Consider the following 16,867-nt stretch of genomic DNA (forward strand, 5'->3'; position numbering starts at 1 on the left):
TCGGCTTCGTACTTCGGAGTGACGCTGCGGCGGCTCGCGCGGAGGTGAACGGCGCGCGCCGCGTTCAACGCGTGCGATGAGGGCGGCGCGAGTGCAAATAAACGGGCGGAGCCTGATGTGAACACAACCAACGATACACGCAAGCGCGCGTTGCGCTTTGTTGCCGCGCATCCCGCGCAATTCATATTCCAGGTCGGCAAGGGGTTCCGCAAAAACCAGGGGCTGCTGCTCGCCGGCGCGATCGCCTACTACGCATTGCTGTCAATCGTGCCACTGCTCATTCTCGTTGTGATCGCGTTCAGTCATTTCATCGGCGAGCAGTTGCTGCTCGACACGCTGGAACGTCTGCACTTTCCACCTCTTCAACACATCGCTGCTTGATTGGATCTGGTCGCCGATGGCCAGCGCTTCGAAACCCAGTTGACACCCCTTTCAGACCTGCCATTCCCCCAGGTACTTCGGCCTCGACAAAGACATCAGCCAACAACGCCGTTGCCAACCATGTGTCGTTCAACCTGACGGTCTTCGGCGCTTACGAATACGAGAGCCATTACGTGTTCAATGTGCTCTACAACGATATCTCCAACATCCGCCCACGGTTGCATCCCACCGATACATACGGCCCTAACCACGCAAACTACTGGACCCGGTATGCCTTCGGCTATCAGTTCGCGCCGCGCTATCGCGACTTCCACAAGAAACTCGGCGGCCTCGATGGCCGCCGGCGCGACGCAGGCCGCGTGTATCGTAGGGCGGTACTTGTCACGGACTTACGAACGTGGCCGCATCCAACACTCGTGCTTCAAGACGTCCACCTCCACGTCTTGCCTGCATCCCGCTAGCGCAGCGCGCCCGGCAAAATTCGCCATCCGGTCAGTAGCGGGTAAGCTACGGACAGCCTGGATGACGGTTTGACTGCCCGTTTGGAAGAAAAAGTCGCGCGCGCTACGTGCAGCCGCTACTTCTCGCAAACCCTCAACAACAGTTGCCTTGCCGCGCACTATCATGAAAATTGATCGCGACGGCTGCCAAGGGCGTCTAGTCAGGCGGCGAGACGCGGCAGATCCGGAGTGGGAGTGGGCCGTTTCAGGCCAGGAGTACGTTCGCAGGACTTTGCGTGCTGCCGCGCTCGCCGTCGTCGTCGGGTTTCCCGGATCGCTAGCTGCAGCCATGGCGGCCGATGTTGTGGCAAGCTCCGTCGGGCAATTCAGCCCTGCCAAGACAATGACGCGCCACACCTGACTCTCTTTTCATTCATATGCGAGCCATCGAGACACCATCGTCCCCTGCCCCCGTCTCGCCGGCACGCCTGACCGGGCCGGCCACTGGGACGGGTCCTGAAACGGAATCGCCGCAGGCGGCGTTCGAAGCCACATTGACGCGGCTCGACCGGGCCGTCTATGCGGCATTCGCCCGCGCCTCAGGTGGCGGGTCGCCTGCCTCCCTCGTGCTCGCGTGGCTCGACTGGATGCTTCATTTTGCCTGCACGCCGGGCAAGCAGTACGCACTCGCGACTGACGTGCTCGCCTACCTGGAATCCTTCATGACCGGATCGTTGCCCGATCACCTCGGGAACGACGATCCGCGGTTCGACGACCCTGGCTGGGGTCATTGGCCCTTCAACCTGCTGCGCAACACATTCGCCCAATACGATTCGTTCTGGCAGCAGGCGACCACCAACGTGCGTGGCGTTAACCCGCGCAACGAACAGATGATGCACTTCGCTGCGCGGCAAGCGACAGACGTCCTGTCGCCGGCCAATTGCTGGTGGCTGAATCCCCAGGTGCTGCGGGCGATTGTTGAGACAGGGGGGAGCAACTTCATCAAAGGGGCACACAATTGGCTCGAAGACCTGGGGGACCTGCTTGCGTCCCGCGTACCGGGCAGTTCGAATCGCAGGTTCGCTCCGCATCAACTTGGCCGCGACGTTGCGGCCACGCCCGGCAAGATCGTCTTTCGCAATCCGCTGATAGAACTGATCCAGTACCAGCCACAGAGTCCCACAGTCTGGCGCGAGCCGGTATTGCTCGTGCCTTCGTGGATACTTAAATACTACATTCTGGATCTTTCGCCACCTCACTCCCTGGTCCGCTATCTCGTCGAGCGCGGACATACGGTCTTCATGATTTCATGGCGCAACCCGCATGGGGAGGCACGGGATCTCGGATTGACTGATTATCTTGAAACCGGCCTGTTCGACGCACTCAAACAGGTCCACCGCATCACGAGCGCTCCTGTGCATGCGGCAGGCTATTGCCTTGGCGGTACGCTCCTCGCAATCGGGGCCGCCGCACATGCGCGGGCGCGTCGAAAGGAGATTCCCGAGCTGAAGACGATCACGCTCTTCGCTGCACAGACCGACTTCAGCGAGCCGGGAGAGCTGGGTCTGTTCGTCGACTCCAGCAGACTGGCATATCTCGATGCACTTATGTGGGAACAGGGTTATCTGGACGGCGAACAGATGGCTGCGGTATTCCAGATGTTGCGCTCGCACGATCTGATCTGGTCGCGCCTCGTACGGGAATACCTGCTCGGCACGCGTACACAGCCCACCGACCTGATGGCCTGGAGCGCCGACACCACCCGGTTGCCGTACCGGCTCCATCTTGAGACGCTCACGCATCTGTATCTGCACAATGACCTCGCCGATGGCAGGTATCATGCGCTCGGAAAACCGGTGCACCTTGGCGCGCTGAACGTGCCGATGTTTGTTGTGGGTACGGAACGCGATCACGTTTCGCCATGGCGCTCCGTCTACAAGCTCCACCTGTTGACCGACACAGAGATCGGTTTCGTGCTGACATCGGGAGGGCACAATGCGGGCATCGTTTCCGTCCCTGGCCATGCGCACCGGTTTCGCTTTCGGATCAGGCACAAGGGCGAACATTACATGAGTCCGGCCGAGTGGCTCGAGGTCACACCGGTGCAGCACGACTCATGGTGGCCCTGCTGGCAGCAATGGCTCGCCGGTCGTTCGGGCAGCCGCGTCGATCCGCCACCCGTCGGTGCAGGGACCACGCTGGGTGATGCGCCTGGATCGTACGTGCGCGAATGCTGACGGCACGCTCGACCACGCCAGAAGCAGCCGGCTCAGGAGACCTGATTCCCCAGTCCCCTCGAGTTCGTAACAAACGAAATGCCGTTATGACGCATAAGCCGAATCGCGCTACGCAGCCACGAGTGCAGGGCCAGGCGCCGCAAGTCATCGCCCTGCCCCGGCCCGGCTCGGGTTCGGCTGTGCCGATGATGACGGCGTTGTCGTTTCGCGCGCGCTTGCGCGAATTCGCACCGGCGCCGCTGCCTGCCAGGACGTTGGGCGCCTTGCTGCCGGGAGCCAACGGCGTCAATCGTCCCGTTACGGGCCGGCGGACAGCGCCGGCGGGCTACGGGTCGAACTGGATCGCCGGCGATGTGGAAGGAATCGCACGTAGTCTGCGCAGCCTCGGCGATTATGCAGCGCTGCTTGACATGAATGAACGCTATTTTCTTGATGCGATCCGTGTAATCTTTCAGGAGCAGTGGCTCGCGCGTGGCACATGGCGCATCGGCGCCCGTCTCGTACCCCGCAGGCGCTTTCCTCCCTCGCGCTGTGCACGATTGAGGGCGACCGCGACAACATCACCGGCGCCGGGCAAACTCACGCCGCCCACACATTGTGCGGCGCAATGCCCGGGTCCAGGCGGGCGACGATCACGATTACTGACTGCGATCACTATGGGCTTTTTAGCGGAAGGCGGTGGCGCGACGCTATTCATCCGGCGCTTACGCAATTCTGGAACTCGGTGCCGGTACCCCGATCGGTTCCGAGTTCAATTCGACGAATTGCTCAACCGGGACGTAGGTATTCGAGCACATCGACCTGATTAAACATGTGGACTGGGCGCGTTTCATTGACGCCTATAATATGGGCCTGGAACCTGATCCCGGTTCGGTCTCGCCTTTGGTAAGTCGGCTTCAGGTTGCTCTTCTGCCATTCGCACCGCCGCGACCGCGACTGTCAGCTCTTACTGCCGTCGGATGAGTACTCGCGACCCGTTGCGGCCGGTCGAGCCCCCGAAGTGCAAGGGGCTGGTATCAGAGTTGAGCGGTCGCTCGGAACGGCCATTCGTGGACAAGTAATCGGTTCCTTCTTGTTCACACGGCGCACCCGCAACTCCTGCCATGCCCACCGAGTACAAATGCTATAAACACCGCCGCGATCGGCCGAATCGCTGCCCCACGGTGAATGACCTGCGACCCGAAACGACGGGTCCCCCTGCCAGTTCAACAGTCCACTACATATCGTCGATTGCACTGGTGTCCGGCGCGACATGGGAACGAGTCCCCGGTCGCCCTCCTTCAAGGGCAGCTTGCAGCGCAGACCGCGTCGCTGCCATCACGCGCGCCAAAGCGCTCTCGCCAATCCACGTTACGCCGTTCGAGAGTACTGTCGGCAATGGATCTGTCGTAGGATTCGCATTCCGGATTCCCGACCCGGGCCGCCTGCATGAGCACCGTGCATGAGACTGCCTACCCGGTACTGCCAGCCGAGGTAAGCGAGGACGAACTGCGCAAGGTCTACACGCCCAGCGCGGCCGAGATTCGCTTCATCTGCGGCCAGTTCAGGCAAGCGCCGACGCGCGTGCTGATCCTCGCCCAACTGAAGCTGTTGCAGCGTCTCGGATACATGCCGCCCGTTTGTGACTTGCCGCTTGCAATCATCGATCACGACGATGCGCTGCGCAAGGCGTTCGACTGGCTCAGGCAATTCCACTCATCGCGGCGCGAATACCTGCTGCCAGGCAACGCCGACCTTGCGCAGTTGCCGCTCGACTGGATCCCGGAGAAATGGGAGAAGTCCGTGTTCTCGCTCGGCCGAGCACGGCGCTCGCACGCTACGACCGCGCCGGCTGTAAATCACGGCACCAGTTTCAGAATCTTCGCCAAACGGATCCAGTCGGATGGCCTAAAGACACCGTTGATCTTTTGGTCTAAAAGGCTCAACGTGGACAGATCGAAGTTGGCGTTGGGGTTCGCTGTCCCGGTAATGCGGAGCAGGTCGCGTGCCGCCCTCGCGGCAGGGAACAAGGGCGATCGGCAAGATGCGGCCGACGAAAGTGTTGCGCAACTGATGCGCGCGCGGCGTTCGAGCCTTTGTTCTGCTGACGATGCTGACTCGGCTGCCGCTTACAGTCGGAGCCGCCGTTGGCGCGACCAACGGCCAATGACAGCTATGGTCCGTCTACTCCGCCGAGCATCGAGAAGCTTCGGGCGTTTCACTGAGGTAACCTGTTTGCCTAACTAAGGCTTGATAGCCGAAATGACAACGCCTGGACCTGACTTCATCCCGACGTTCCTTATGTCCTTGAAGCCGGCATCCTTGAATGACTTGATCATCACGGCAACCTCTTCTTCATTGGCCCATACGTTCATTCCGCTCATCGGATGACCGGTCCCGAGACGCCCGCCCGACCGCAAGACCCGAAAGGCGCCTTTGGCTGCACGAGGCCAGTCTTTCACATCCACAAAGCGAAGGCGGTTCGAGATGATGTGCCTGACGGTACCAGGCTGAAATATCTCGCCTATCTCTTCAAACGAAGCCTGGACGTGGTTAGGGATTCCTTTCGATGCGCCACCACTTTCCGGCTTGACCGGGTTCAGGTTCGTGAACTGATCGCTGCCGGCCTCCAGCCCGCCCCCGACGTTGATCTGATCGTTCCGGGCCCGAATCTTCGGTACGGTTGGCGTTCTGTTAGGCGGTACTTTCCCGCCGCGCTGGACACCAGCGATGCGAGACATGAGTGCTCTGATGATCATGCCACCGACGAGAGAAACGGCGAGCACAGTAAGCTCGTCGGCGACAGCCTTGCCAAGTTCTTTCCGTGCCTCGAGCATCGTGGCGACGAGCTGCGGTGTGGTCGCTGGACACATTACGGTAGGCGCGACGACGACCCCTCCCGCTCCCAGAAAGTAGGCTATCGCTGGTTGGTGGGCGTTCGCGGCCGCAACCGCCCTGGCATCGTCGACGGTATCGAAAATTTGATTTGATGCTTCGATAGCGGCGCCAATTCCAAAATCGACCATCTGCTCCGGCACAAAGACCGGCACGTTAATTCCTCGGCAAAACACATGATAGCCGCCCAGGTAAATACTGAATCCTACGGCGGAGACCATTCGGTCGATGTATCGAGGGTCGTCCTTTGGCGATGAAACGCGTATGTTGATTTGGCCGGGCTTCGCTGGGTCGTCTTGTTCAAACTCGAACCAGGTGAGTGGGTTTCCCACGGCGTACCCCCTAAGGTGTGAGTGGACAATACCGCCATCGACGCCGCTCCTGCGGCACTGGTCACAGCAGCTTGGCCGACCTTCAGCACTTCAGCATCCCAAGCGGCCAAAAGATAGCCATGTGGATTTGCCGAAACTGCAATGCACTTTTCGCCTTCGATGAGATCGACGCCCCTTTTCAAGCAACTTATTAGCAAGGCCCGCGTCGCCCCCGGACGGATTACAGGCTACCTGACCGATGCGGGCAATACCCGATACCACGCCTCTCTTCGAGTATAGAGATATCCAGTTCCTGTCCGGGCCATGACAACGCCATGTCGCACGGCAAAGTCCTGCGGTGCAACGCTGGCACGCCTGTCCTTTCAACGACGAGCATCTGCGCGACGTTCACAGCAACGAGTCGGTCTGCGCGGCCTCGCTCGCAGCGAAGTTCGTTGGGTGATGTTCGCCCCGGTTCCAGCCCACCTCCGGCAGGTCTAGGCCAGTCAGTGCCTACGCGCAAAGTGACGAAGAAACGAATCGCCATCCTGCGTCACGCGAGGCCGTACAGCCCCGCCGGCAAGCTGCTCCATGGCGACGAGCTGGCGTTCAAGCAACGTGTCGAGTTCTTCGCGCTCGGCAATGTGGTCGGCCGAGTCCCTTACCAGCATCAAGGTCGCAAATTCATGGGCGCTGAGCATGCTTGCCTCCTGAGAGCTTAGTAGGTGCTGTATGGAGTGCGTCGGCTGAGACGTCCGCTTTTGACGGCGCCTTGCCGATGGGTGGCGCACTCGCTGCAAATGGTGCGGGGAGTTGATGGTAGGAGGAGCGCCGGGGCGCGGCAATCCGGGTCGCCCCGCATATTGGGCAGATTGCGCCTTCCTGCACTGCAACGGATGCGGCAGCGCGATCAGGCACCCATGTCGTCGTTCGTCCCCACCTGTGCCCCTATGAAGAGGTAACCGTTCGGGCGATGCGGTTCAGTGGGCCACCGATGTGAAATCTCACGGCGTGACTGCAGTCGTTGACAACGTCATGCTGATAGCACCCAACTCGTACCACGAAGCACCGTCGGGCAATCTGTGCGACCGCCTCATCGGTGCGGCACTTTCCGTGTCGCCATATTCGCCATATAGGCGTCGAACAGGCCGGCATGCAGCCGGCTCAATTCCTGACGCAGGTCGACCAGTTCGTGCCGGTCGCCTTCGTGCTCCCGTCGCAGGATCTCGCACAGCAGGGGCGTCGCACGGGACGCCGCCTGATCACGCTGGACGCGCGCCTCGCCCAGCCGGCCCGCGAGCGCCGGCTTGACGACCAGCAGCCACGCCGGAAACCATACGTACTCCTCCTCGCCCGTGCCGGGGAACTCCGCATCAAAGCGCCGGTGCAGTGTGTCAAGAGAGGCGTCGGGCAGCAACGCGGCGAACCGGCCCGTCGCCAGCCACGCCAGTTCCGCAAGCAACGGCCACGCGCCGTCGACCCCGCCCGTCCGGTAGCGAGCCTCGGTCATCCATGCGAGCGGTGCGGGGATGCGCCACCACGATTCAATTCTCTCAACCGCTTCACTCGCGGCCGCCCCGTCGCCCGCCCGCCAGCAGCCATAGAGGTACGGCATGACTGTCGGCATTGTTGCCGCGAAAGGCCAGAGTCACGGCCCGATGGGCAAGCGATCGCCAGCACGGTGCAATCCACGACTGCACCGCCTGCGCGGGAAGCACCCGTCGGATTGCGGGTAGTACGTCGTCCTCGAGGTGACGGCGGGCGCTGGCCAGCGCTGCGTGATCAGCAAACGATGCTGTCGATGCGCCTTCGAGCTCGCCAACCAGCACGGTCATCGCGGACAAGGCGGCATCGTCCGGATATTCCTCGGCGAGCCGCGCCAGTGCAGTTCGGGCTGCCACTACATCGCGCCGCTGCAACGGCCCGAGCACGTCATTGCGCAACACCACGTCGCGGCTGTCGGCGAAGATATCGAGTTGCCGCATGGTCGGCTGCATCGTGATCGCGCTCAGAAGAATTGATCGCCAAGAGCGCTCAGGCTAAGCCATTTCACCGTGCTGCGAAAGGCGCGTCCGTCCTCATTGACCGACTCGATGATCACGCGCCGACCGCTCGCTTCGGCGACCACGCGCACCGTCCGCTCCCCGTAGCGCATCAGCGCGCCGATCGGCGGACAGGCGGGAGCCTTGCGCCTGGTACGCGCCGTCCGCCCGGTCCGCCCATTCCGCTCGCGAGGTTTCTGTTCCATCACGCCTGGCCCCGCTTCTTCCGGCGCACCGCCGTCTTGCTGGAGGAAACCGGGGCGGCCGGCGCCTTGCGTGCTGGCGCGGGCGTGCGCACCGGACGGCCCACCGCCGGACGTGAAGTCGCGGTCTTCAAACGGGCCGGACGGGAAGTGTCGGCTTCGGTCCTGCGTCGTTCCGCCAGTTGGTTCTGCAGCGCTTCATTCGTGGCCTGCACGGCATCCAGGCGCCCCTGCAGCACGCCCGCCTGATGGCGCGCGTCGCCGAGCTGCGCCTGCAGCGCCTCGACCGCACGGCGGTGGTCGGCCTCCCGCTTGTCCGCGCGCCTGGTGGCTTCATCGAGTTCCTTCTGCAGCTTCGCGGCAGCACCGCGCTCGCGGTCGATCTCGAGCAGTGCGCGCTTTTCGGTGGCCCGCAGGCGCTCTTCCGCGCGCTCCGCGGTCTCGCGCAGTTTTTCCAGATCGCGCGAGAAGCGGTCGCGCACTTTCTCCAGTTCGCGATTGCGCGCCGCCACCTCGGCCTTCAGCCGGCCGACCTCAGCTTCGAGCGCCTGGCGCGCCGCGCGGCCCTCGGCCTGGGCCTTCTCGAGTTCGCGCACCTCGACCTGGGCGGCCAGCAGTGCCGCGGTGCGCTGCTCGAGCGCCGTCTCCGTCCGGCCCAGTTCGCCGCGCGCCGCGGCGACCCGCTGCTCGGCCTCGGTGCGCTGCGCCTCCACTTCCGCCCGCAGTGACTCGAGTTCCGCCTGCGCCGAGGCCGTCGCGCGCGTCCACAGCGTCGCGACCAGTTCCCCGGCCGCGTCGCGCAGGTCGGCGGGCAGGTCCGGGTGTTCGATCCGCACGCGGCTTTTCTCGCGCAGTTCCGCCCAGAACTCGCCGAGCACCGCCGCGGGCGTGCCCATGCTGCCGCGCCTGACGAGCTGGTACAGGCGGTTCGCGGTCGGCGCCTGGCCGTAGCGGAAGAACAGCAGCGCGCAGACCTCGCGGTACAGCTCGCGCGTCTTCGGAAAGTCGCGCTTGAGCCGCCCGATGTCGGCGGCGAGCCGGGCGTCATCGGAGGGCACAGCGGACGAAATCGCGGACAGGTCACCGGACATGGCGAGGGGAGGACGTTGCGATGCGTTGACAATACAACGTAAAGCGTCGCATATCCAATTCACGATGGGCTGACATTACCCGATAATGTCGAGTTAACTTGTGCGCAAGTGCACCTATTTCAGGGTCTGATGAACGGCCCGCTCCCGGAAACGCTCACCCTTCCGGAAAAGACTCACCTTCATGCCGAACCCGCCGCCGGACGTTCGACAGTGTCGTCGGCATGTCCGCGCTCCTGTTGTGGCGTTGTATTGCGGGCCTCCTAACGCCCTCCATGTTCATGCGCGCCGCAGGCACCCGGGATGATCACACGCCATTGTCAACGCAATTTCCACCGCGATAGATCCGCAAGCGCACAGCCAGTCTGCCAACACATTGAACGTGCGAATCACTCGCGCGAAGCAAGTCGGTGATGTGCAGGCGCAATGCTAGCCGCCGTCGTTGTCTCCCAGATCGTCGATCAGACGACGTCCAGCGGAAAAGCCGCCCATCAGGGCGTCTGCCTGGTTCCGGAACGGGTGGCCCACCGTTTCTCCGAGCCGCAACGGCGCGAAACATGAAACGGGCTGGCCTGCCTTTGTGATCGTCACAATGGCCAGATACCCGAGTCCGTAACGCGATTGACCGGTATCGGACTGACCGTGATGTGCCTCGACACTGACCTCAACTTCGAACCCGAGGTAATCATAGACACGCTTCATATGACACCTCCGGAGAGCGCCGGCTCTGGCGGGGATTTGCTGAAGGCATTTTCACGCAGCAACTGGTTGTCCCAATGCGATGTCGGAAGTCGCTGGCTCCAGCATGCCGCACTACACGAGCATACGCCTGCGCAGATCGTTTTTCTTGACGCCCTTGTCAACGCCGGTCCGCTGCTGCTCGTACCAGCCTTCATCATCCATCACACCGGTTCGACGTCGCCAATAGCTTGTTGCGCGCGTGTGACGGAGAGCGTTCCAGATACCTAAGTCTTAAGCGGTGTCCCTGCGAGCCGGTTTTTTATTTCGCCGCTATGGTAATGCCTTCGCGGGCTGGCGTCGCCGTCTGATCAGATGGCGCAACCCACTGAATCCGGCAAGGTGCTAACAGCAGTTCGACGATACCGCGTGTGCGGACGCTCGCCGAAAGTGTGGCGATCTTCGACGGCATAAACCACCGGCATCGTGCGATCTCGTTGCCCGGCTGTGCGACCGCGTCGGCCGGGACACCAGCCAAAAAGACATCGTGCAGCGTGCACAGACCACCAAACTGGAAGAGATAGATCAGCTCCGTCGCAACCAGTCCCGTCGCTTCTTCAAGCTCGCGCCGCGCGGCATCAACAGGCATCTCGTCGCGCCTCATCCGTCCACCGGGCAGCGCCCATCGCGAGCGCCCTCGCGACCAGCAGTACCGCTCCTCACGGATACACAGCACCGTTGCCCTGTCTTTCATGCGCAGCCCGACCCTGTTAAGCGAGGCGACGATTTTATGACGACGCAGGTGATGAAGCCGCCCGATCAAAATTCCGGGCTTGTGAAGACATTCGCGGCAGGCGGCGATCCGCCGGGCGCGACTTCGAACAGAGTTCGATGTGCAGTGTGTACACCATGCCGTCACAAAGATGTCACAATTACGGGTTTTCGAGCCGGGCGGACGAGCTATCTCAATCTGGATTGCACAAGGATGCGTTCTCACGCATGACTGCAAGCGGATTCCACGACGTCTGCGCGCGGCCGAAGGCCATGTCAGGCATGCGAGCCTGCAAGACACGGCAAGTAAATGGAGCATGCCATGACACGTACGTACGAATACAAAGGGTTCGCCCTGCAGGTCGCAGTCGAATCCGGTTTCCGCAGCGGCCCAACAAAACGCGCATCGCCACATCCGGGCTATGTCGCTGTCGTCCGGATTTGTGAGGCGGGCAGCGCCGTGCCCCGCCTGTCGCCACTCAGACTGGGTGAAGCAGGCGGCCACCCGTTCGATAGCGAAGCCGACGCCCTGAATGGCGGGTACATCGCAGCGCGCACGATCGTGGACGACCTGTTCGCTCAGGATTGTGCAGAACGCTCGGATACGCCCTTGCGGCAGTCACCGGGCGTGTTAGCTTCACGCGGAATCTTGCGGTCCGTCCGCGAACACACGCAACGGCCTGAAAAAGGGCACGCCCGCCAGATGTGAACGGGGCGCCTGCTCCCGGATGCGACCCGTTCCGGCGGAACCAGTTGGCGTCCTTTGAGTGTGCAAGGAAGCCCAACAATCACCCCGGGCTTCACACGATGGATGAGTGATCGTGCCCCTTCGGTCCGGTTCTCAACTTCTTCGCGTGATTCCCAATCCGCTCGATGACTGATGACATGGACAGATAGTCGAGCGAAGAAGCGATGATGCGAGGATTCTCAGCCATGTACGCGTTGGCAGTTTGCGCACAAAAGCGCGGTACCGGTCGTCGATCGCCTCATCGTCGCGCGTGGTCTGTGCAGCCGCAACCGTATCGAGCCGGCCGAATGCGGCGAGCGCGTGGTGGAGGATGGCGACGGCCATCTGACCGGATGACTGGATCTCGGCAACATTGACGTTCGTGCCGGCGCCGCCATTCGCGATCCGGCGCGTGCACTTCGCGATCTTGCGTGCCCCATCGCCGGCACGCTTGAGATTGGTAATGCCCTTCGAGATGGCCATCAGTCGACGCAGGTCGGATGCACTGGGCGCTAGCGCCGTGAGAGATGTTGCCGCACTCGGCATCGATCTCGACTTCCATCTCATTGAGTCGATGTTCGTCATCAACCACCTTCTCGACCAGGCCCATGTCGAAGCAGCTGAGCGCTTCCATCGCATCGTTCAATTGCGATTGAACGAGTCCATCCATCTCGAAGAACAAGGTCAGCGTCGAACCCGCTGGAAATGTACGTGTCCGACATCGAAAACGCCCTCCGCTCAAAAGAGAATAAACTGTTTGTATCGTTTGTAAATTCTGCGCAAAACCATGAAGCCACAGGCCACCCGGAACGGAAGCGGCAAACGACCATCTGTGCACCCGGTTGCAGGTGCCAACAAGGCAGCTGCAGATAACGAGTCCGTTAATAAGACGAAGGCTCGACGTTCGGCGACGAAGGCGAAGATCCGAAAGGCAACAACCGTTGGAAAGCCTCTCCTGCACGTCGTTCGGCACCGCAAGGAGCAGGTCAAGCGGGAAAAGGTCGTGCGGGACACCTTCACGATGCCGAGGGCGGACTATGAAAAGCTCGCGGTGCTCAAGCAGCGGTGCCTCGATGCGGGCGTCGCCGTGAAAAAGAGCGAACTCGTGCGCGCGGGCCTGCTTCTGCTGGAGTCCAAGCCGACGAAACGCCTTCTCGCAGCCGTCAAGGCTGTCGAGCCCGTCAAAACCGGCCGGCCACCAAAATCGAAATGACCGTGCGCCGGGCCTGATATTTGCATCGTATGGCGGCGACAACCAGGGCTTGCGAGACGCAGTCGCGCTTGCGCTGTCCGGGTTCAGCCGGTAACGGTTCAGGCTCCGATGCGAACATGCTGGCAACGCGCGACACGCCCGCACGAAGAGTCACATGACCCCGTCGTTTGCCACGGAGAGCTCTCGCTCATGACCTTGACGTTCACGCTGATCGATCTGGCTGGATCCGTTGCGCTGCTGCTGTGGGGCACCCACATGGTGCAGACCGGCATCCAGCGGGCATTCGGTGCCGGTCTTCGCTCAGTGCTGGGGCGGGCCCTGCGCGGGCGGCTGGGCGCCTTCCTGGCCGGGATGGGCGTCACCGCGGTATTGCAGAGCAGTACGGCGACGGGGCTCATGACGGCCGGCTTCGCTGCTGGCGGCCTGGTCGAGCTGGTCCCCGCGCTCGCCGTCATGCTCGGTGCTAACGTCGGCACGACACTGATCGTGCAGGTGCTGTCGTTCAATGTTGTAGCGGCCTCGCCGGCGCTGATACTCATCGGCGTGCTCATGTTCCGGAAGGCCTCGGACACACGGGCACACGATCTGGGCCGCGTCCTGATTGGCCTGGGCCTGATGCTGCTCGCGCTGCACCAGTCGCTCGGGCTGATGACGGACTACGAGGACGCGCCTAGTCTGCGCATGCTGCTAGGCGCCGCATCCACTGTGCCGCTGGTGGATGTGCTGCTGGCAGCGGGTCTGACCTGGGCCGCGCATTCAAGCGTGGCAATCATCCTGCTCATCATGTCGCTGTGTGCGCAGAACGTGGTGCCGCCCGATGCCGCGTTCGCACTGGTGCTGGGTGCGAATCTCGGCACGGCAATCAACCCGCTGCTGGAAGGCACCACCGCAGGCGATCCGGCGTCGAAGCGGCTGCCGGTGGGCAATCTGCTCTCGCGGGTCGTGGGCGTCGTGATCGCGCTCGCCTTGCTCGGGCCGCTTGGCCAGTTCATGGTTGCGATGGAACCGGACAATGCCCGGGTGGTAGCCGATTTTCATACGCTGTTCAACCTCGTGCTTGCCTGCCTGTTCTTGCCGGTGCTGTCTCCGTACGCGCGACTGCTAGGCCGGCTGCTACCTCAGCGCGCGGACCCGGCCGATCCGTCGCGGCCCCTTTATCTGGATCCAGCCGCACGGCAGATTCCGATGGTGGCGCTTGGCAATGCGGCACGTGAGGCACTGCGTCTCGCCGATGTGCTCGGCGAGATGCTGATGGGTGCCCGTGCGGCGCTGGTGGAGGGCGACCGGAAGCTGATTTTGGAAACCCGCCGGCGCGATGACATCCTGGACAGCCTGAATACGGCGATCAAGACGTACCTGACCTCGCTCGATCCCGAACAGCTTGCCGAGAATGACCATAGGCGGTTACACGAAATCCTGACCTTCGCGATCAACATCGAGCAGGCGGGCGATGTGGTGGATCTGAACCTGCTCCCGCACGCCACCAAGCGCATGAAGCGCGGACTTGCGTTTTCGAAGGAAGGGGAAGCGGAACTGCTGGCCATGATGGACCGCCTGATGGCCAATCTGCGTACCGCCGCGTCGCTGTTCATGACGGAGGATCCCCGTACGGCCCGCATGCTGGCTGACGAGAAGGTGGCCTTCCGGGAGGCGGAATCCGCGGCGACGGCAGCCCACTTTGGCCGCCTGCGTTCCGGGCGCATCGACACGGCCCAGACCAGTGCACTGCACCTCGATCTGCTCCGTGACCTGAAGCTCATCAATTCGCATATCGTGGCCGCCGCCGCGTACCCGGTCCTCGAACGCACGGGAGCCCTGCTGCCCAGTCGGATTGCCGCAAACGAGATGTAGTCCGAAATAAATTTCGGAGGTGCTCGACTCGAGCAGTCACGCATTGCCACCGTCAGGCCCGCTTCCCTGCCCGGACGCGGGATGTGGCGAGAGACGTTCGATCAGATCCAGTATTTCCTCCGGCGAGAACGGCTTGTGCAAGAACGCTCGTGCGCCCTGTTCAAGCGCCCGACCAACGGCCGCCTCGTCGCCGTGCGACGATATGAAAATCACGGGAGCGTCCACGCCCCGTTCGAGCAGCAGCCGCTGAACTTCGAGCCCATTCGCGCCCTTCAATTCAAGATCCAGCAGGACGCAGCCAGCACGCCCACTTTGGGCGAAGGCGAGAAAGTCCTCTCCGGAAGAAAAAGGCACCGCGGTATGGCCGGCTGATTTCAGCAGACTCGTCAGACTCTTCCGTATCAACGCGTCGTCATCGATGATGCAGACAATGCCCATTTAATTTAAACCAGATAATTTAAACCAGATATGAATTGAATCGCGCGCTGGCCGCTACATATACGGGACAGTAGCCGGTGCCGCAATGGTCAATGCCATCGGCGAGGATCGCCGTGGGGCCGTCAGCAAAGTATCGATGCCGGGGCTCGACAGGTAACGCTTGCTGACCTGCATGCGCTCACCGGCTTCCTCGAGTTTTTCAAATGCGTACATGCGAACGCAGTCAAGCAGTGAATAATATTTCGACAGTCCGGCCGCGTGCACGAGGAGCAACGACTTGGACGCGAGACTCACCACGCAATCGAGCACGGCGTCGTGTCCCAATTGCTCGCACGTGGCGAGTTCACAGGCCGCTTCGAGCCTGAAAGTAGAGGGGAAGACCGCGAGTCGCCGCAACACGGTACGCTCAGCCTCTCCGAGCAGCTCGTAGCTCCATTCGACACTCGCCCGTAGTGTCCGTTGCCTCGGGTGCGCAGTGCGCAACCCACCGGAGAGCGACAACAGCGAACGGTCCAGATCTGCCAGGAGCCCCTTTATGCCAAGCGATGCGGCCCGCGCGGCGGCAAGCTCCAGCCCCAGGGGTAAGCCATTGAGTCTTCCACATACGCTGGCGACCATCCGCAGCGTTTTGAGGTCGCGGGGGAAGTCCGTCCCCATTGCATGCGCACGTGCGATGAAAACCCTGACTGCACTGCATGCCTCCAGATCGCTCTCGCTCGCCCCAGTGTCCGGCACAGCAAGTGGGGCAACCCGGTAAATGCGTTCGCAAGCGACCCGCAGTGGTTCGCGGCTTGTCACGATCATCGAGACCGCTGCATTCGAAGCTGCGATGGCTTCGCAGAGCTCTGCCAGCTCGTCCACGCACCGCTCGCAATTGTCGAATACGAGTACAAGCTTGCGAGCGCCTATTTCGCGCACGACGTCGTCGCTTTCGACGTTGCAGGAATCTCCGGAACCGCGAAGCGCGCGCAGCAGCGTCCCCATGAGTTTGTCACGCCCGGTCACACTGGCGAGATCGACGTGACACAGTTTGATCCTGCGCGAACATGCCAGGGCCGCCGCGGCTTCGAGTGCAAGGTGTGATTTTCCGACCCCGCCGGGGCCCACCAGGGTCACGAGCACCTCCCGCTCGAACAAGTTGCGAAGCTCTGCAAGCTCGTCTTCGCGGCCAATCAACGACCATTTGCGCTGTGCGGTGAGCGCGTGTGCCTGCACAGGTACAGCGTCGACAACCGGCACGCGTGTATTCTCGGCGGGCGGCGCCAAACGGTAGCCCCTGCCCGCCTCCGTCCGGATCCAGCCGTGCTTGCCGCCAAACAACTTCCGTAGCGTCGAAATATGTACGTGAAGGTTGTTCTCAACGACAACTGTGTTCGGCCATACGGTACGCATGATATGGTCCTTCGTGACCAGCCCCCCTTCGGCACGGATGAGAAGTTCCAGGATTTCGAAAGCTCGAGCCCCGATATGCTGAGGCTGACCATCGGCGAACACCTGACGGCATTCGAGAGAGACCGACACTCGATCAAAATTGTGCATTTCCCACGCTCTCCCCATATTCGCCCGTGCCTCGCGACGCTGGCATCGTGCCGGATTCGACTCCCCGCTCATCA

17 protein-coding genes and 2 pseudogenes are annotated in these 16,867 nt (G+C 62.2%); 8 read left to right on the top strand and 11 right to left on the bottom strand.

The features are described from left to right. Nucleotides 1-117: 117 nt before the first annotated feature. From J8I87_RS25375 to J8I87_RS46370, 5 genes and pseudogenes are all read left to right on the top strand, one after another. A pseudogene (locus J8I87_RS25375) lies at nucleotides 118-348 on the top strand (ribonuclease R); the annotation flags it as partial. Nucleotides 349-503: 155 nt separating this feature from the next. Further along, entirely contained in the window at nucleotides 504-842 is a 339-nt protein-coding gene (locus J8I87_RS25380) for a Tn3 family transposase (RefSeq protein ID WP_313065819.1), read from the top strand. Between the two features lie 533 nt (nucleotides 843-1,375). Further along, nucleotides 1,376-3,058, top strand: a complete 1,683-nt coding sequence (locus tag J8I87_RS25385) for a PHA/PHB synthase family protein (protein WP_245254150.1) — start codon at nucleotides 1,376-1,378, stop codon at nucleotides 3,056-3,058. A gap of 478 nt (nucleotides 3,059-3,536) precedes the next feature. After that, nucleotides 3,537-3,863, top strand: coding sequence for a hypothetical protein (locus tag J8I87_RS46050; protein ID WP_313065824.1), 327 nt, complete (start codon nucleotides 3,537-3,539; stop codon nucleotides 3,861-3,863). A 623-nt stretch (nucleotides 3,864-4,486) separates the two neighbouring features. Then, a pseudogene (locus J8I87_RS46370) lies at nucleotides 4,487-4,722 on the top strand (DUF4158 domain-containing protein); the annotation flags it as partial. A 558-nt stretch (nucleotides 4,723-5,280) separates the two neighbouring features. Here the strand turns inward: J8I87_RS46370 and J8I87_RS25400 are convergent. From J8I87_RS25400 to J8I87_RS25430, 8 genes are all read right to left on the bottom strand, one after another. Beyond that, on the bottom strand, nucleotides 5,281-6,264 hold the full coding sequence (locus J8I87_RS25400; protein ID WP_209934777.1) for a hypothetical protein: 984 nt from the start codon (nucleotides 6,262-6,264) through the stop codon (nucleotides 5,281-5,283). Between the two features lie 485 nt (nucleotides 6,265-6,749). Further along, nucleotides 6,750-6,944 carry a hypothetical protein gene (locus J8I87_RS25405; RefSeq protein WP_209934779.1) on the bottom strand — a complete coding sequence of 65 codons (195 nt, stop codon included), beginning with the start codon at nucleotides 6,942-6,944 and terminating at the stop codon, nucleotides 6,750-6,752. A gap of 392 nt (nucleotides 6,945-7,336) precedes the next feature. Further along, entirely contained in the window at nucleotides 7,337-7,858 is a 522-nt protein-coding gene (locus J8I87_RS44925) for a hypothetical protein (RefSeq protein ID WP_245254152.1), read from the bottom strand. Beyond that, nucleotides 7,806-8,228, bottom strand: a complete 423-nt coding sequence (locus tag J8I87_RS44930; protein ID WP_245254153.1) for a hypothetical protein — start codon at nucleotides 8,226-8,228, stop codon at nucleotides 7,806-7,808. Before J8I87_RS44930 ends, J8I87_RS44925 begins: the two co-directional genes overlap by 53 nt. 23 nt (nucleotides 8,229-8,251) lie before the next feature. Further along, nucleotides 8,252-8,491, bottom strand: coding sequence for a hypothetical protein (locus tag J8I87_RS25415; RefSeq protein ID WP_209934806.1), 240 nt, complete (start codon nucleotides 8,489-8,491; stop codon nucleotides 8,252-8,254). Continuing rightward, on the bottom strand, nucleotides 8,491-9,579 hold the full coding sequence (locus J8I87_RS25420) for a DNA-binding protein (RefSeq protein ID WP_209934780.1): 1,089 nt from the start codon (nucleotides 9,577-9,579) through the stop codon (nucleotides 8,491-8,493). Before J8I87_RS25420 ends, J8I87_RS25415 begins: the two co-directional genes overlap by 1 nt. 426 nt (nucleotides 9,580-10,005) lie before the next feature. Then, nucleotides 10,006-10,278 carry a hypothetical protein gene (locus J8I87_RS25425; protein ID WP_209934781.1) on the bottom strand — a complete coding sequence of 91 codons (273 nt, stop codon included), beginning with the start codon at nucleotides 10,276-10,278 and terminating at the stop codon, nucleotides 10,006-10,008. 298 nt (nucleotides 10,279-10,576) lie between these two features. Beyond that, the gene (locus J8I87_RS25430; RefSeq protein WP_209934782.1) at nucleotides 10,577-11,008 is read right to left on the bottom strand and encodes an NUDIX hydrolase; all 432 of its coding nucleotides are present in this window, start codon (nucleotides 11,006-11,008) and stop codon (nucleotides 10,577-10,579) included. A gap of 339 nt (nucleotides 11,009-11,347) precedes the next feature. On the opposite strand from J8I87_RS25430, the gene J8I87_RS25435 reads away from it, so the two are divergent. After that, nucleotides 11,348-11,734 (top strand): hypothetical protein, encoded by a 387-nt coding sequence (locus J8I87_RS25435; RefSeq protein ID WP_209934783.1) that lies wholly within the window; start codon nucleotides 11,348-11,350, stop codon nucleotides 11,732-11,734. A 277-nt stretch (nucleotides 11,735-12,011) separates the two neighbouring features. On the opposite strand, the gene J8I87_RS25440 is transcribed toward J8I87_RS25435, so the two are convergent. Continuing rightward, a complete protein-coding gene (locus tag J8I87_RS25440; protein WP_409518800.1) occupies nucleotides 12,012-12,422 on the bottom strand; it encodes a PhoU domain-containing protein in 411 nt (136 codons plus the stop codon). Nucleotides 12,423-12,539: 117 nt separating this feature from the next. Here J8I87_RS25440 and J8I87_RS44935 point away from each other — a divergent pair, with 117 nt between their 5' ends. Both J8I87_RS44935 and J8I87_RS25450 read left to right on the top strand, forming a co-directional pair. Beyond that, nucleotides 12,540-12,965 carry a hypothetical protein gene (locus J8I87_RS44935; RefSeq protein ID WP_245254155.1) on the top strand — a complete coding sequence of 142 codons (426 nt, stop codon included), beginning with the start codon at nucleotides 12,540-12,542 and terminating at the stop codon, nucleotides 12,963-12,965. Nucleotides 12,966-13,154: 189 nt separating this feature from the next. Continuing rightward, nucleotides 13,155-14,816 carry a Na/Pi cotransporter family protein gene (locus tag J8I87_RS25450; protein WP_209934786.1) on the top strand — a complete coding sequence of 554 codons (1,662 nt, stop codon included), beginning with the start codon at nucleotides 13,155-13,157 and terminating at the stop codon, nucleotides 14,814-14,816. 36 nt (nucleotides 14,817-14,852) lie between these two features. Here J8I87_RS25450 and J8I87_RS25455 read toward each other — a convergent pair whose 3' ends face one another. Together J8I87_RS25455 and J8I87_RS25460 are read right to left on the bottom strand one after the other, a co-directional pair. After that, entirely contained in the window at nucleotides 14,853-15,254 is a 402-nt protein-coding gene (locus J8I87_RS25455; RefSeq protein ID WP_209934787.1) for a response regulator transcription factor, read from the bottom strand. Between the two features lie 54 nt (nucleotides 15,255-15,308). Next, nucleotides 15,309-16,793 carry a winged helix-turn-helix domain-containing protein gene (locus tag J8I87_RS25460; protein ID WP_209934788.1) on the bottom strand — a complete coding sequence of 495 codons (1,485 nt, stop codon included), beginning with the start codon at nucleotides 16,791-16,793 and terminating at the stop codon, nucleotides 15,309-15,311. Between the last annotated feature and the right edge of the window lie 74 nt (nucleotides 16,794-16,867).

It is taken from the genome of Paraburkholderia sp. LEh10 (assembly GCF_017814945.1).
In the GTDB taxonomy this organism is placed as follows: domain Bacteria; phylum Pseudomonadota; class Gammaproteobacteria; order Burkholderiales; family Burkholderiaceae; genus Paraburkholderia.

Coding starts and splice junctions, on each gene's coding strand:
- J8I87_RS46050 (WP_313065824.1), top strand. CDS start 3,537: ATGGCGCATCGGCGCCCGTCTCGTACCCCGCAGGCGCTTTCCTCCCTC.
- J8I87_RS25405 (WP_209934779.1), bottom strand. CDS start 6,944: ATGCTCAGCGCCCATGAATTTGCGACCTTGATGCTGGTAAGGGACTCG.
- J8I87_RS44925 (WP_245254152.1), bottom strand. CDS start 7,858: ATGCCGTACCTCTATGGCTGCTGGCGGGCGGGCGACGGGGCGGCCGCG.
- J8I87_RS44930 (WP_245254153.1), bottom strand. CDS start 8,228: ATGCGGCAACTCGATATCTTCGCCGACAGCCGCGACGTGGTGTTGCGC.
- J8I87_RS25415 (WP_209934806.1), bottom strand. CDS start 8,491: ATGGAACAGAAACCTCGCGAGCGGAATGGGCGGACCGGGCGGACGGCG.
- J8I87_RS25420 (WP_209934780.1), bottom strand. CDS start 9,579: ATGTCCGGTGACCTGTCCGCGATTTCGTCCGCTGTGCCCTCCGATGAC.
- J8I87_RS25425 (WP_209934781.1), bottom strand. CDS start 10,278: ATGAAGCGTGTCTATGATTACCTCGGGTTCGAAGTTGAGGTCAGTGTC.
- J8I87_RS25430 (WP_209934782.1), bottom strand. CDS start 11,008: ATGAAAGACAGGGCAACGGTGCTGTGTATCCGTGAGGAGCGGTACTGC.
- J8I87_RS25435 (WP_209934783.1), top strand. CDS start 11,348: ATGACACGTACGTACGAATACAAAGGGTTCGCCCTGCAGGTCGCAGTC.
- J8I87_RS25440 (WP_409518800.1), bottom strand. CDS start 12,422: ATGGATGGACTCGTTCAATCGCAATTGAACGATGCGATGGAAGCGCTC.
- J8I87_RS44935 (WP_245254155.1), top strand. CDS start 12,540: ATGAAGCCACAGGCCACCCGGAACGGAAGCGGCAAACGACCATCTGTG.
- J8I87_RS25450 (WP_209934786.1), top strand. CDS start 13,155: ATGACCTTGACGTTCACGCTGATCGATCTGGCTGGATCCGTTGCGCTG.
- J8I87_RS25455 (WP_209934787.1), bottom strand. CDS start 15,254: ATGGGCATTGTCTGCATCATCGATGACGACGCGTTGATACGGAAGAGT.
- J8I87_RS25460 (WP_209934788.1), bottom strand. CDS start 16,793: ATGCACAATTTTGATCGAGTGTCGGTCTCTCTCGAATGCCGTCAGGTG.